The sequence below is a fragment of the Mesorhizobium sp. M0633 genome (assembly GCF_040320645.1).
Lineage (GTDB): Bacteria > Pseudomonadota > Alphaproteobacteria > Rhizobiales > Rhizobiaceae > Mesorhizobium.
Genome location: NZ_JAMYQC010000015.1, coordinates 28,985 through 42,016, shown reverse-complemented (window position 1 = coordinate 42,016; position 13,032 = coordinate 28,985). Strand labels below are relative to the sequence as shown.

Below are 13,032 nucleotides of genomic sequence, written 5' to 3'. Positions count from 1 at the left end.
GATGTGGCATACTTCGGAATATGTGCCACAACACAGGCGAGACGGACCATGGCTGGCAAAACGGGAAAGTCCGGATTTGACGAAGATCCGCAAGCACGGTTCGATGCCGGCGCTCGCCAACCACAGCTTCGTGCTCCGGCGAAACGCGAGCGTGTCAAGCTTGGCGAGGGCGGGCGCTTCGTCATTCCTGCCGCGATGCGCGAGGAGATGGGCGTGAAGCCTGGCGAGGACATGATCCTTCATGTCGAAAACGGCGAGCTGCGGGTAAGATCGTGGCTGCAGAATCTGCGACGCGTCCAGGCCGAATTGTCGACGCTGAAACAGCCCGGTGAAAGCGTCGTCGACGAATTTCTGAAGGAGCGGCGGGAAGAGCAGCGTCGAAGCGACAAGCGTCTGGACCGGCTTCACGCCGAAGGGACGACTGGAAAGCGGGCGAAATGAAGCCCTACGTCATGGACAGTTCGGCGGCGCTCGCAATCCTGCTCAACGAGCAAGGCACCGATAATGCTTTGGGGTTCGCGCCGGATGCACAATGCAGTTCGGTCAATGCGGCCGAAATCATCGCCAAGCTGATCGACAAGGGACGCAGCATGGAACAGGCCGCGGACGACCTCGCCAGTCTCGGCATGCCGATCGCCGTTTTCGACGACGCGATGGGCATCGCCGCTGGGCAGCTTCGCCAATTGACGCGGCATCGCGGCTTGTCGCTGGGCGATCGGGCTTGCCTGGCGCTGGCAATTCGCGAGAATGCCATTGCCGTCACCGCTGATCGCGATTGGGGCGACCTCGATGTCGGCTGCAAGATCGAGCTGATCCGGTAGCGCCATGGCCCCCCTCACCTCTCAGATGTCGTCCGCCTCCGATGCCTTCCGCGGCAATGCCGAGCGCATGCGGGCGCTAGTCGCCGATATTGCTGAAAAAGCCGCCGCCATCGAGCGCGGTGGCTCGGAAGAGGCGCGTGAGCGGCACGTCTCCCGCGGCAAGCTCCTGCCGCGGCAACGCCTAGCCCAATTGCTCGATACAGGCTCGCCCTTCCTCGAAATCGGCCAGTTCGCGGCATGGTCGATGTATGGCGAGGACATCCCTTCGGCCGGCCTCATCGCCGGCATCGGCCGCGTCGAAGGCACCGAAGTGATGGTCGTCGTCAATGACGCCACGGTGAAGGGCGGCACCTATTATCCACTGACGGTGAAGAAGCATCTGCGTGCACAGGAGATCGCATTGCAGAACAATCTGCCTTGCGTCTATCTGGTCGACAGCGGCGGCGCCAATCTGCCCAACCAGGACGAGGTGTTTCCCGACCGCGATCATTTCGGCCGCATCTTCTACAACCAGGCCAACATGTCGGCCGCCGGCATTCCGCAGATCGCCTGCGTCATGGGTTCGTGCACGGCCGGCGGCGCCTATGTGCCTGCGATGTCGGACGAGACAATCATGGTGCGCAACCAGGCGACCATCTTTCTCGGCGGGCCGCCGCTGGTGAAGGCGGCCACCGGCGAGGACGTCACCGCCGAGGACCTCGGTGGCGCCGACGTGCACACAAGGCTTTCCGGCGTTGCCGACCACTATGCGCTCGACGACGAGCATGCGCTGGCCATATGCCGGCGTATCGTCAAAAACCTGAATCGGAACAAGAATGTAAGCCTTGCCTTACAGAAATCGATTCCGCCGCTTCACGATCCACATGAACTCTACGGCATCGTGCCGACGGATCTGCGCCAGCCCTACGACGTGCGCGAGGTGATCGCCCGCACCGTCGACGGCTCCGAGTTCGATGAGTTCAAACAGAATTATGGCACCACGCTGGTCACCGGTTTTGCCCATCTCAGCGGCATGCCGGTCGGCATCGTCGCCAACAATGGCGTGCTGTTTTCGGAAAGCGCGCTGAAGGGCGCGCACTTCATCGAGCTGTGCTGCCTGCGCAAGATCCCGCTGATTTTCCTGCAGAACATCACCGGCTTCATGGTCGGGCGAAAATACGAGGCCGGCGGCATCGCCAAGGACGGCGCCAAGCTGGTCATGGCGGTCGCAACGGCAAAGGTGCCGAAGGTGACCGTGATCATCGGCGGCTCGTTCGGTGCCGGCAATTACGGCATGTGCGGACGCGCCTATTCGCCACGCTTCCTGTGGATGTGGCCGAATGCCCGCATTTCGGTGATGGGCGGCGAGCAGGCGGCAACGGTGCTGGCCGTGGTCAAGCGCGAAGGCATCGAGCGCAAGGGCGGGGAATGGAGCGCTGAGGAGGAAGCGAAATTCAAGAAGCCGATTCTGATGAAGTACGAGCACGAGGGACACCCGCTCTATTCGTCGGCAAGGCTCTGGGACGACGGCATCATCGACCCGGCCAAGACCCGCGAGGTGCTGGCGCTCAGCCTTTCGGCCGCGCTCAACGCCGAGGTCGAGGAGATAAAATTCGGCGTGTTCAGGATGTGAGATGAGCGATACCGGCCAGAGGATTCGCATTCAAACCGGCGACATCACGAAGCTGGCGGTCGATGCCATCGTCAACGCCGCCAATACCTCTCTTCTCGGAGGCGGCGGCGTCGACGGCGCTATCCACCGCGCGGCCGGCCCCGAGCTTGTGGCAGAATGCCGGACCTTGCATGGCTGCAAGGTCGGAGACGCAAAAATCACCAAGGGCTACAGGCTGCCCGCGCGCTACGTCATTCATACGGTCGGGCCGGTCTGGCAAGGTGGCAGCAAAGGAGAAGCCGAACTGCTCGCCTCCTGCTATCGCCGGTCGCTCGAAATCGCCGCCGCAAAGGACTGCCGGACGGTGGCGTTTCCTGCGATCTCGACCGGGGCCTACCGCTATCCGAAGGATCAGGCGACGCAAATTGCTGTCGGGACCGTGAGCGCCTTCATCGGCCAGAACATCGTTCCGGAAACCGTCATTTTCTGCTGCTTCGACGAGCCGACGGCCGAATTGTATCAGCGGGTCGTCGCTGCACTCGGCAGGGTGTGACCCTGCGCGGGAGACAACCCACCACATCTCCAGACTATTTTTTGCTTCTCGATCTGGCCAGACGAAAGAATCACGGCTATTGATCATCGCAAATACCAATGGGGATTGGGCGAAGATGAGGCGGCGGGTTTTTCAGAGAACAACTGTGCATTTACTTGCAGGGTTGCTTATATTAGTGACCCCTGGCATCGGCGCAGCGGAGTCGCTGGCGGGAAGCAAGGGCGAGACCCGTTTCTATCCCTATTTGCCGCAGAGCCCGAAGGATCCGTGTACCAGGGCCTACAAGGCCTATGTAGCGGCCGGCGGCCATTCAGCCTATGCAACCACTCCGTATTCCCGGGTGCGTTTTCTGTACATCATCTGCGGCTCGCGCTTGAATGCACCGTCACAGCAAGCTGCCGAAGAATTGGCGTTGAAATCCTGTCAGGCCGCCCGCAACAGTTACAGAGTTACAACAGGCGGCGGCTGCGAAATCGCTGCCTCCAAGTAGGCGAATATATTTCAGTGTTTGGGGTTCAAATGGGTTTGGCAATGAAATCTTTATCAATCAAGCGAGCAACCATGTCGGTACTTGCACTGCTTGTGGCCTCTGCACCGAATGTCAGCGCCGCCGAATCGCTGGCGGGAAGCAAGGGCGACAGCCGCTTTCCGGTCTATTTTGCACCGGGTACAATCGGAGGCTGCGGCAAGAATTACAAGGACTATGTGGCGGCTGGCGGTCACTCGGCCTATGCGATGACGCCATTCAACTGGGCAACCGAATTCACTATTTGCGGTGCTTATCTGAATGCAACATCCCAGAAGGCTGCGGAGGCGCTGGCGTTGAAATCCTGCCAGTCCGCGCGCAGCAAGTACAAGGTCACGACTGCAGGGGCCTGCGCCATAGCTGCCTCCAAATAGACCGACACTCGTCGGCCTTCGACGTATTCAATGGGTGGGAAAAATGAAATCTATAGGCGTCAAACAAGCAGTCTTCTCGCTAATAACCGGGTTGCTTCTAATCTCGAGCCCCAATGTCGGCGCGGCGGAATCGCTGGCTGGAAGCAAGGGCGACGTCCGCTTCTACCCGTATTTTCCGGCGACCGCGGATCGGCCATGCACCAAGGCATATAAGGCCTATGTGGCGGCCAGCGGCCATTCAGCTTATGCGACCACTCCGTATTCCCGGGTGCGTTCGTTGTACATCCTGTGCGGCTCGCGCTTGAATGCGCCCTCGCAAAAGGCTGCCGAGGATATGGCGATGAAATCCTGCCAGGTCACCCGCGACCGTTACAGGGTCACGACCGGGGGAGCTTGCGAAATCGCGGCCTCAAAGTAGGCAGGCCTCGCTTGCCTACCCTTTGACCGCCAGACTACAAAGCAGGGCATTGCCGCAGTTCGCGTGACGAGAATTCGCGCCGTTGGCGGCAGCTCTGCCTGTGGAGGCCCGATGTTCGCCAAGATCCTGATCGCCAACCGTGGCGAGATCGCCTGCCGGGTGATCCGCACGGCACGCAGGATGGGTGTGCGCAGCGTCGCCGTCTATTCCGACGCCGACGATCGCGCCTTGCATGTCGAAATGGCCGACGAAGCGGTGCATATCGGCGCCTCTCCCGCCAACGAAAGCTATCTGCGCGGCGACAAGATCATTGCGGCGGCCTTGGCCACAGGTGCCGAGGCCATCCATCCGGGCTACGGCTTTCTTTCGGAAAACCCCGAATTCGTCGACCAGGTCGCGGCGGCTGGGCTGATCTTCATTGGCCCGTCGGCGGCCTCGATCCGCGCCATGGGACTGAAGGACGCGGCCAAGCGGCTGATGGAAAAGGCCGGCGTGCCTGTCGTTCCGGGCTACCATGGCGAAGCGCAGGAGATCGTGTTGCTCGCCTCCAAGGCGCGCGAGATAGGCTACCCCGTACTGATCAAGGCGCGCGCCGGCGGCGGCGGCAAAGGCATGCGGCGCGTCGAGCATCCCGATGATTTTTCGGAAGCACTGTCGGGCGCGCGGCGCGAGGCGAAAGCCGCGTTCGGTGACGACCGCGTCTTGGTGGAAAAATATGTCGACAAGCCGCGCCACATCGAAGTGCAGGTGTTTGGTGACAATTTCGGCAACGCCGTGCATCTTCACGAACGCGACTGCTCGGCACAGCGCCGCCACCAGAAGGTGATCGAGGAGGCGCCTGCCCCGGGCATGACGCCGGCACTGCGCAAGGCGATGACCGAGGCGGCGGTGAAAGCCGCCAAGGCAATCCACTATTCCGGCGCCGGCACGATCGAGTTCATCGTCGATGCCTCGCAAGGGCTGAAGGCCGACCGTTTCTGGTTCATGGAAATGAACACCCGCCTGCAGGTCGAGCACCCCGTCACCGAAATGGTCACCGGCATCGACCTGGTCGAGTGGCAGTTGCGGGTAGCCTCCGGCGAAAAACTGCCGAAGACGCAGAGCGAGATCGCGCTCTCCGGCCACGCCTTCGAGGCGCGCATCTATGCCGAGGACGCGGCAAGAGGGTTTTTGCCGGCGACCGGCACCTTGCACCATTTGAAATTTCCGCAGCCGGCACCGGAGGGTGCGACCATGCGCATCGAAACCGGTGTGCGCGCCGGCGATGCGATTTCGCCGTTTTACGACCCGATGATCGCCAAGCTGATCATCCACGGCAAGGACAGACGGGCAGCGCTCACAGCGCTTGGCGCGGCGCTGTCGCAGACAGAAATCGCCGGCTCGACGGTCAACACTGCCTTCCTTGCCGCCCTAGTCGCTGATGCAGATTTTGCGGCGGGCGATGTCGATACCGGCCTGATCGCTAGGCATCTGCAGGCGTTGACGGCGGTTCCGCCGCCGAGCGGTGAGACGATTGCCGCCGCGGCACTTGCCGCGTCCGGTGCGGGCGACTTGCCGTCCTCGGACGATCCCTGGTCGTCACTGGCCGGCTATGCGCATTTCCACACTGTAGCGCGGCGCATGCTGCTGAAGTTTGGCGAGCAGGAGATCGTCACGCGCGTGTCGGTGCGGCCGGACGGACGGTTCGAGGTGGCGCTGGATGCGCCCTATGACAGCGTCAATTCGCATGATCTTCGCGCCGCGCCTCGCCTCGCCCGCTGGCCGGGCCACGTCACGGTCTTCGATGGTGCAATAGGCTACGGTTTTGCCGTGCCGGATCCGCTGGCGCGAGCCGACGAAGCCGCCGCCGCTTCCGGCAGCCTGCGCGCGCCAATGCCCGGCCTAGTCAAATTGGTGCGTGCAGCCAGAGGCGAGTCCGTGATCAAGGGCCAGCCGCTGCTGATCCTGGAGGCGATGAAGATGGAGCACACCATTGCCGCGCCCCATGACGGGGTTATCGCCGAGATTGCTGCCGAAGGCGCGCAGGTAACCGACGGCACCGTGCTGGTTCGCTTTGCCGAGGAACCTCAGTTGACTGCTGTTTCCCTATCCACGAAGTGATCTCGAACGCGTGACAAAGGCGTCGCCAAAAACAACATGGCCGGGTTTGACCCCGGCCATGTTCAATTACAGCAGCGCGTCTTGGCGCCGCGGCCATCACGGCTGGATCGGCGCGTATTTGCCGTCGTGCCACTGGTTGATGTCGTAGCTGGCGTTTTTGAGGTCGCCCTTCTCGTCGAAGGTGACCGAGCCGACAACCGTGCTGATCGGCTGGCCGTTCTTTAACGCTTCAGCGACTTTTGCCGGATCGTCGCTGCCGGCGCGTTTGATGCCTTCGGCGAAGGCCTGGATCACCGCATAGGAAAACAGCGTGAAGCCCTCCGGCACGAAGCCGCCGGCCTTGATCTTGGCGATGGCTTCCTTGGCTTCGGGCTTCGCCTGCGGATCCGACGGGAAGACGAACATGGTGCCTTCGCCGGCCGGACCGGCAACCTGCCAGAATTCCGGCGAAGCGATCGAGTCCGGCATGATCAACTGGAACTTGAAGTTCTGCTCCGCCGACTGGCGCAGGATCAGGCCGGCTTCGGGGTGATAGCCGCCGAAATAGACGACGTCGGCTTTCAGCTCCTTGAGCTTGGTAACAAGAGCGGAATAGTCCTTCTCGCCGGCGTTGATGCCCTCGTAGAGGATCTCTTTGAGACCGTTCTGGTTCATCGTTGCCTTGACGGCATCGGCCACGCCCTGCCCATAGGCGCTCTTGTCGTGCATGATGACGACGTTCTTGCCGGCATATTTCTTGGCGATCCATGGACCGATGAAAGCGCCCTGCGCATCGTCGCGCGTATAGAGGCGCATGATCGTCGGCCAGCCGGCCTTCGCCGCTGCGTCGGTTAGTACCGGGTTCGAGGAAGCCGGACTCATCATCAGCGCACCGGCTTCGGCGTAGACGGCGGAGGCCGGGATGCTGGAGCCCGAGCAGGCGTGGCCATCGATGAACTTGACACCATTGGCGATGATGCGGTTGGCGACCGAAACCGCCTGCTTCGGATCGCACTGGTCGTCCTCGATGTCGAGCTTGATCTGGCGGCCGTCGACGCCGCCCGCCGCGTTGATCGCGTCGGCGGCGGCTTGCGCGCCCTGCTTGAACTGATCGCCGATGGTGGCAAGCTGACCGGTCATCGGTCCGACCACCGAAAAGGTGATGTCGTCGGCGAAGGCTACCGGCGCGGTCATCATTAGGCCAAATATGGCGGCGCTCAAAATACTGAATTTCTTCATGGTGACACAACTCCTCCACTCTCGCGCGACCATCCCGGCCGCGCCTCTTCCAGAGTGGCGGGAGAATTTCATCCTTCACCGGGGCTGTCTAGACGCATCGTCGGCACTCGATTGGGCCTGCAACACGCAGTCCCAAAGACAAAGCCGCGCCAGCCTTGTTCCGGCCGGTCGCGGCTTTTGCCATGAGCTTCCCAACGAATCGGTGCCAGGACCCGCTCGCCTTCCCTGTCTATTGCACAGCTTGCCGCCGTGTTCTTGATCTTGTTGGCTCAGCCGTCTTGCGCGGCCTTGATTGTTCGGGCCCGGCCCTCTGCGCGGCCTTGACCCGAAGCATCCCTGTTGTGAGGTCAGTACCCTTGTGAAGTCGATGCCGGCGAATTCAGTGCATCGTCATCCATTCGCGAGCTTCGCGCAGCGCCTTGGCGATCTCGACCTTCGACATGGCGGCAGACAATTCGGAGCGCAGTTCCGCGGCGCGGGCCGAACCCTTGATCGCGGCGATGTTGAACCATTTGTGGGCGGCGACGACATCGGTCTCGCAATCGCGGCCGGTCGCATACATCATGCCCAACTCGAAAAGAATATCGGCCTGGGCAGTTGCCCCCATGGCGCCGAAGCCGGCTTCAAGCATTTCAAAACGTGCCATTTCAAATCCCCTGTTCTGGCTCCCGAGAGCTGTCTCCGTCTGTCCCTCGGTGTCCTTGATTACCGTCGGGGGCGGCCGCTCTTTCGATGCTTTCGAGAATGCCCTGGAGGCTTGAATCCGTCGTTAAATGGCGTGCTTAATTTGAGGAAAACAAAGCTAAAACAAGAGGTAAACGCGAAAATTCGTTAAGGATACAAAGCCAGCAATCGCGCCGGTTTGCACAAGATCTGAAGAAAACTTGCGAGGCGCGGATCAAGACTCCGCTAACCACAGAAGACAAAGACGTGTGCGGCCCGTTTCATTTTTCGCCGGCGCGGCCGTTCGGGAGCGGGCAAAAACCCGCAACCCTTCCGTCGCGGCACCGCTTTTGTTTTTCCGGGAGCTGGACTAGCTTACGTTTGCGTAAGGGGCAGACACCCGGGACGGAGCCCGATTGGACTTACCTGAGGGAGGAAAGACATGTTTCGACAAGTGAGCCTGGCCCTCGCGGCCGCAATAATGATGACCGGCGCGGCATGGGCCGATCCGATCGAAGGCAATTGGAAAACGCAAGCCGGATCGACTGCCGCCATTTCGGGTGGCGGCGGGGCATTTTCGATTACGCTCAAATCCGGCAAATTTGCCGGCAAGAACATCGGTTCACTGAAGGTTGCCGGCGACAACAAATATGCCGGCACCATAACCGACCCGGAAACCGACAAGACCTATTCGGGCAAAGCATCGCTTTCCGGCAGTTCGCTCAAGATGAGCGGCTGCGTGCTCGGCGGGCTGATCTGCAAGAGCCAGACCTGGCATAAGCTCTGATCGTGCCATTCCTGCCAGGGGTGAGCGGGGCCAGTCGGCCCCGTTTTCATGTTATCGGTCTCGTAGCCGCGGCGTCGCCATAGGTCGCTGCTTTCAAGGCGGCCCGCCCAGAGATCATCAACCATTTTGAACCCCAGATGAACGGAGCCATCAGAGCCGGTTCAGCCGGGGCAAGGCATTGTCATGCGTATTGAAGGAGACACCGCGCAATGCTTGCCCGCCGCTTCACCATCGTCTGCCTGCTGATGAGCCTGTTCGGCATGTTGTTCGCCGTCCTTGTCGCCGAAGCCGGCCGGCCGTCCCGCTCCTGGGACGTCGCAAGTTCCTGCCGACTCGGTTGCTTGAACCATCTTCACCACTGAAACGACAAAGAGCTGAACCTTTAGAGAAAAGCAAAACGCCGATGAACCGCCTCGCCGCCAACACCCTCAAGACGCTTCGGCTGCTGCCGCGCGCGGCGCTCATCCTGACTGTTCTTTCGGTCCCGGTACTGGCCGTGCCGACGATGCGCACCAATGCTGGCTCGACGATCGAGGCGCCTGCGTTGAGGAAGTCAGGCCTCGGCTTTGTGCTGCTGGTTAGCCTGCAGCGCGGTTAGCAGACCGAAAAACGCCGACAGCGCGTATTGAGGCCGCCTTACCCCCTCCCAACCGCGCGTCCAACTCTCTATATTGAGTCATGGAAAAGCGAATCTATCCCCAAGCCATTGAATCGGTCGTCACGCCGGAGCCGTTTGGCCAACAGAGCTTCAACGATGCCAAGAAGGCGGTCGCGGCCCTGCAGGTGCTTTACGACCGCAACACCAAGTTCCTGCGCGATTCATTTGCCGCGCTCGCCGCGGGCGGCGACAACAACAAACGCTACCGGGCCTTCTATCCGGAGATCGGCGTCACCACGAGTTCGTTCACCCAAATCGACTCGAGGCAGGCCTATGGCCACATGCCGACGCCGGGGCATTTCTCAACCACCATCACCCAGCCTGCTCTTTTCGAAAGCTACCTCACCGAACAGCTTCGGCTAATCATGCGCAACCACGGCGTTCCCGTCACGGTTTCGGAATCGACCACTCCCATCCCGCTGCATTTCGCCTTCCTCGAAGGCACCCATGTCGACGGCGCTGCTGCCGAACGCATCAAACGGCCGATCCGTGACCTGTTCGACGTGCCAGATCTCGACGGCACCGACGACCAGATCGCCAACGGCACGTTCGAAGTGGCATTGGGCGAGGCACGGCCGCTGGCGCCGTTCACCGCGCAACGCATCGATTATTCGCTGCACCGGATGTCGCACTATACGGCGACCAGCCCCCAGCATTTCCAGAACTTCGTGCTGTTCACCAACTACCAATTCTATATCGACGAATTCGTCGCCCGTGCACGCGAATTGATGGCCAATGGCGGTGACGGATATGTCGAGTTCGTCGAGCCGGGCAACATCGTGACCAAAGTGGGGGACGGCGCGCCCGGTGAGAGTGCTGCGCCCCCTCGCCTGCCGCAGATGCCGGCCTATCATCTGAAGAAGCCGAACCATGGCGGCATCACCATGGTCAATATCGGCGTTGGCCCTTCCAACGCCAAGACGATCACCGACCATATCGCGGTGCTCCGGCCGCATGCCTGGGTGATGCTCGGCCATTGCGCCGGCCTGCGCAACACGCAGGCGCTCGGGGATTATGTGCTGGCGCATGCCTACGTACGGGAAGACCATGTCCTCGACGACGATCTTCCGGTCTGGGTGCCGATCCCGCCGCTAGCCGAAATCCAGGTGGCGCTGCAGGAAGCGGTCGCCGAGGTCACCGGGCTTTCCGGATATGATCTCAAGCGCATCATGCGCACCGGCACCGTCGCCACTATCGACAACCGCAATTGGGAGCTGCGCGACCAGCGCGGGCCGGTGCAGCGGCTGTCGCAGTCGCGGGCGATCGCTCTCGACATGGAATCGGCGACGATCGCCGCCAACGGCTTCCGCTTCCGGGTGCCCTATGGCACGCTGCTTTGCGTATCCGACAAGCCGCTGCATGGCGAATTGAAGTTGCCGGGCATGGCGACCGAGTTCTACAAGCGGCAAGTAGCGCAGCATCTGACCATCGGCATCAGGGCGATGGAGAAGCTGGCTGAAATGCCGATGGAGCGGCTGCATTCGCGCAAGCTCAGGAGCTTTTCGGAAACTGCCTTCCAGTAAATGCCGAATTGCATGTGTCGGTCCAGGTCAGGACATTTCGTCATCTTGATTGAGCCGCACTTCTGCCGATAGACAAAGCGATGGCACGTGTTCGGGACATGACGGTTGCGCTGGCATTCGTCGCAATGCTTGCGCTCTCGGCCGCGCTGGTGGCCGGGTTCTTCGGATCGCTGCATCCGGCCCTCGATTCCTTTGCTCATTTCCGCGTCCATTTTTCGGTGCTGATGGCGCTTTGCGCGCTGCCGCTGCTCGCCACCTCGTTTCGCCTGCAGGCCGCGGCCGCATTGCTGTTTGCGATAGCCTCCTTTGCCACTACGTCGAATGCCTTGCCGCTTTCGCGGCTATGGCAGGTGCAGGCCGGCTACGAAGCCAAACCCGGTGACGAGCCAGTCTACCGCCTGCTGCAGATGAACCTCAGGTTCAACAATCCAACGCCTGAGAAGGTGCTGTCGCTGATCGGCCGGACCCAGCCTGATGTGATCACCCTCGACGAGGTGTCCGAGATGTGGAAGGCAAAGCTTGGGCTGCTATCCGGCGCCTATCCCCACCGGATCCTCTGCCCATATCCCAATGGCGTGTTCGGCGTTGCGCTGCTGTCCAGACGACCGTTTGCCATAGGCACGGAGCCGCACTGCGACAGCCGCGGCGCGATGGCGATCGCCACGGTCGATTTCGGCGGAACCGACGTCGATGTCGCCGCCATCCACCTCACCTGGCCATGGCCGCACAACCAATCACGGCAGATTGGAGGGTTGTCTGACGAAATCGCCTCGCTTGGCGAGACGTCGATCCTGGCAGGCGACTGCAACGCAGCGCCATGGAGCGCCGCCGTCCGGCGCGTCGCATCGCTTGGCAAGCTGACTGTAATGCCGTCGGTCGGGCCGACCTGGCTCTACAGAAGGCTGCCGGATTTCCTGCGCTTCGCCGGACTGCCGATCGACCAGGTTTTCAGCAAGGGCGCCATCGTTATCCGTTCGGCGTCGACCCTTGAGGACACCGGCTCAGACCATCTGCCGGTGCTGGTGGAGTTTTCGCTACGGTCGGATGAACAAAAGCCGCTCGACGAGCACCAGACGGCGACCGCGCTTGCGGCGCTGCCTGGCGGGACGCGAAGCTGAAAATCCGCAGTCCAATCTCGACCTGGCTTATTACTGGCCCACAAAAGCGCGGATGAGGTGCTCGACAGGGCCGCCGTCGCGATGCTCGTGCGCATCGAAGGCGATCTGCTTTGCCTCGTATTCGGCATAGATGGCATTGATCCGGCGCTTTGCCTCGCGACGTGCCTCGAAACAGTGCGGGTCATCACCGACTGTCAGCCCTCGAACCGACTTTTCGGTGGCCCGCATCATCTGTCTGGCGATGCGGCCATGGGTCTCTTCATGGGCGCGGACGCCAGCGAAGAACCGCTTCCAGCGCTTCTGCAGCGCAGGCGACGTGGCTGAGACTAGTTTGGGATAGGTATAGAAGAGATTGAGCGTCCCGTTGGCCTGGCGCAGGCGGCAGACGCCGTTTTCCCGATGGGCGTCGAAGGTCCAATCATCGACGCTGTAGCCGGTCTGCGCGATGGCGTGGGTCATGAAGCCGTGCTTCGGCCCACTGCGATCCATGGCCTCGATCAGGGCCGCGCCGGTGGTTCCGGCAATGCTGTAAGTTCGTGTCTTGACCAGCACCTTAGTGCCGGCCAAGGCTGCAGGGGCGCACAATGCCCCGATCGCCACAACGCTCGTCAGAACTGCCAGGCGCATTTTTCCTTCCTCCCTGTCGCCGCAGAAAGGAAACACAGGCAGGCGGTTTATTCAA

16 protein-coding genes are annotated in these 13,032 nt (G+C 61.5%); 13 read left to right on the top strand and 3 right to left on the bottom strand.

Annotated elements, in window-relative coordinates; translation table 11 throughout:
* The first annotated feature begins 48 nt into the window (after nt 1-48).
* The 8 genes from NKI47_RS17450 (at nt 49) to NKI47_RS17415 (ending at nt 6,383) form a co-directional block, all read left to right on the top strand.
* Nucleotides 49-441: an AbrB/MazE/SpoVT family DNA-binding domain-containing protein gene (locus tag NKI47_RS17450; RefSeq protein ID WP_352591975.1), complete on the top strand. Its 393-nt coding sequence runs from the start codon at nt 49-51 to the stop codon at nt 439-441.
* On the top strand, nt 438-821 hold the full coding sequence (locus NKI47_RS17445; RefSeq protein ID WP_023677795.1) for a type II toxin-antitoxin system VapC family toxin: 384 nt from the start codon (nt 438-440) through the stop codon (nt 819-821). Before NKI47_RS17450 ends, NKI47_RS17445 begins: the two co-directional genes overlap by 4 nt.
* A 4-nt stretch (nt 822-825) precedes the next feature.
* Entirely contained in the window at nt 826-2,433 is a 1,608-nt protein-coding gene (locus NKI47_RS17440; protein WP_352591972.1) for a carboxyl transferase domain-containing protein, read from the top strand.
* Between the two features lies 1 nt (nt 2,434).
* Nucleotides 2,435-2,965 (top strand): O-acetyl-ADP-ribose deacetylase, encoded by a 531-nt coding sequence (locus NKI47_RS17435; RefSeq protein WP_352591969.1) that lies wholly within the window; start codon nt 2,435-2,437, stop codon nt 2,963-2,965.
* Between the two features lie 115 nt (nt 2,966-3,080).
* On the top strand, nt 3,081-3,455 hold the full coding sequence (locus NKI47_RS17430; RefSeq protein WP_352578451.1) for a hypothetical protein: 375 nt from the start codon (nt 3,081-3,083) through the stop codon (nt 3,453-3,455).
* A gap of 29 nt (nt 3,456-3,484) precedes the next feature.
* The gene (locus NKI47_RS17425; protein ID WP_352591966.1) at nt 3,485-3,865 is read left to right on the top strand and encodes a hypothetical protein; all 381 of its coding nucleotides are present in this window, start codon (nt 3,485-3,487) and stop codon (nt 3,863-3,865) included.
* Between the two features lie 43 nt (nt 3,866-3,908).
* A complete protein-coding gene (locus tag NKI47_RS17420; RefSeq protein WP_352591963.1) occupies nt 3,909-4,283 on the top strand; it encodes a hypothetical protein in 375 nt (124 codons plus the stop codon).
* A 111-nt stretch (nt 4,284-4,394) separates the two neighbouring features.
* Nucleotides 4,395-6,383: an acetyl/propionyl/methylcrotonyl-CoA carboxylase subunit alpha gene (locus NKI47_RS17415; protein ID WP_352591960.1), complete on the top strand. Its 1,989-nt coding sequence runs from the start codon at nt 4,395-4,397 to the stop codon at nt 6,381-6,383.
* A gap of 96 nt (nt 6,384-6,479) precedes the next feature.
* On the opposite strand, the gene NKI47_RS17410 is transcribed toward NKI47_RS17415, so the two are convergent.
* Nucleotides 6,480-7,601 carry a branched-chain amino acid ABC transporter substrate-binding protein gene (locus tag NKI47_RS17410; protein ID WP_352591957.1) on the bottom strand — a complete coding sequence of 374 codons (1,122 nt, stop codon included), beginning with the start codon at nt 7,599-7,601 and terminating at the stop codon, nt 6,480-6,482.
* Nucleotides 7,602-7,980: 379 nt separating this feature from the next.
* Nucleotides 7,981-8,247, bottom strand: a complete 267-nt coding sequence (locus NKI47_RS17405) for an SEL1-like repeat protein (RefSeq protein WP_010915070.1) — start codon at nt 8,245-8,247, stop codon at nt 7,981-7,983.
* Between the two features lie 459 nt (nt 8,248-8,706).
* Between NKI47_RS17405 and NKI47_RS17400 the strand changes: the two genes are divergently transcribed.
* From NKI47_RS17400 to NKI47_RS17380, 5 genes are all read left to right on the top strand, one after another.
* Entirely contained in the window at nt 8,707-9,051 is a 345-nt protein-coding gene (locus NKI47_RS17400) for a DUF2147 domain-containing protein (protein WP_023677801.1), read from the top strand.
* Between the two features lie 209 nt (nt 9,052-9,260).
* A complete protein-coding gene (locus NKI47_RS17395; RefSeq protein WP_023677802.1) occupies nt 9,261-9,413 on the top strand; it encodes a hypothetical protein in 153 nt (50 codons plus the stop codon).
* Nucleotides 9,414-9,454: 41 nt separating this feature from the next.
* Entirely contained in the window at nt 9,455-9,649 is a 195-nt protein-coding gene (locus NKI47_RS17390) for a hypothetical protein (protein WP_352454349.1), read from the top strand.
* Nucleotides 9,650-9,729: 80 nt separating this feature from the next.
* Nucleotides 9,730-11,232 carry an AMP nucleosidase gene (locus NKI47_RS17385; RefSeq protein ID WP_352591953.1) on the top strand — a complete coding sequence of 501 codons (1,503 nt, stop codon included), beginning with the start codon at nt 9,730-9,732 and terminating at the stop codon, nt 11,230-11,232.
* 80 nt (nt 11,233-11,312) lie between these two features.
* On the top strand, nt 11,313-12,350 hold the full coding sequence (locus tag NKI47_RS17380) for an endonuclease/exonuclease/phosphatase family protein (protein ID WP_352591950.1): 1,038 nt from the start codon (nt 11,313-11,315) through the stop codon (nt 12,348-12,350).
* A 30-nt stretch (nt 12,351-12,380) separates the two neighbouring features.
* Here the strand turns inward: NKI47_RS17380 and NKI47_RS17375 are convergent, their stop codons facing one another.
* A complete protein-coding gene (locus NKI47_RS17375; RefSeq protein WP_352454346.1) occupies nt 12,381-12,977 on the bottom strand; it encodes a DUF922 domain-containing protein in 597 nt (198 codons plus the stop codon).
* Nucleotides 12,978-13,032 lie beyond the last annotated feature (55 nt).

Bases quoted from the DNA above. Each gene is read 5' to 3' on its own strand.
- NKI47_RS17450 (WP_352591975.1), top strand. From the start codon at position 49: ATGGCTGGCAAAACGGGAAAGTCCGGATTTGACGAAGATCCGCAAGCA.
- NKI47_RS17445 (WP_023677795.1), top strand. From the start codon at position 438: ATGAAGCCCTACGTCATGGACAGTTCGGCGGCGCTCGCAATCCTGCTC.
- NKI47_RS17440 (WP_352591972.1), top strand. From the start codon at position 826: ATGGCCCCCCTCACCTCTCAGATGTCGTCCGCCTCCGATGCCTTCCGC.
- NKI47_RS17435 (WP_352591969.1), top strand. From the start codon at position 2,435: ATGAGCGATACCGGCCAGAGGATTCGCATTCAAACCGGCGACATCACG.
- NKI47_RS17430 (WP_352578451.1), top strand. From the start codon at position 3,081: ATGAGGCGGCGGGTTTTTCAGAGAACAACTGTGCATTTACTTGCAGGG.
- NKI47_RS17425 (WP_352591966.1), top strand. From the start codon at position 3,485: ATGGGTTTGGCAATGAAATCTTTATCAATCAAGCGAGCAACCATGTCG.
- NKI47_RS17420 (WP_352591963.1), top strand. From the start codon at position 3,909: ATGAAATCTATAGGCGTCAAACAAGCAGTCTTCTCGCTAATAACCGGG.
- NKI47_RS17415 (WP_352591960.1), top strand. From the start codon at position 4,395: ATGTTCGCCAAGATCCTGATCGCCAACCGTGGCGAGATCGCCTGCCGG.
- NKI47_RS17410 (WP_352591957.1), bottom strand. From the start codon at position 7,601: ATGAAGAAATTCAGTATTTTGAGCGCCGCCATATTTGGCCTAATGATG.
- NKI47_RS17405 (WP_010915070.1), bottom strand. From the start codon at position 8,247: ATGGCACGTTTTGAAATGCTTGAAGCCGGCTTCGGCGCCATGGGGGCA.
- NKI47_RS17400 (WP_023677801.1), top strand. From the start codon at position 8,707: ATGTTTCGACAAGTGAGCCTGGCCCTCGCGGCCGCAATAATGATGACC.
- NKI47_RS17395 (WP_023677802.1), top strand. From the start codon at position 9,261: ATGCTTGCCCGCCGCTTCACCATCGTCTGCCTGCTGATGAGCCTGTTC.
- NKI47_RS17390 (WP_352454349.1), top strand. From the start codon at position 9,455: ATGAACCGCCTCGCCGCCAACACCCTCAAGACGCTTCGGCTGCTGCCG.
- NKI47_RS17385 (WP_352591953.1), top strand. From the start codon at position 9,730: ATGGAAAAGCGAATCTATCCCCAAGCCATTGAATCGGTCGTCACGCCG.
- NKI47_RS17380 (WP_352591950.1), top strand. From the start codon at position 11,313: ATGGCACGTGTTCGGGACATGACGGTTGCGCTGGCATTCGTCGCAATG.
- NKI47_RS17375 (WP_352454346.1), bottom strand. From the start codon at position 12,977: ATGCGCCTGGCAGTTCTGACGAGCGTTGTGGCGATCGGGGCATTGTGC.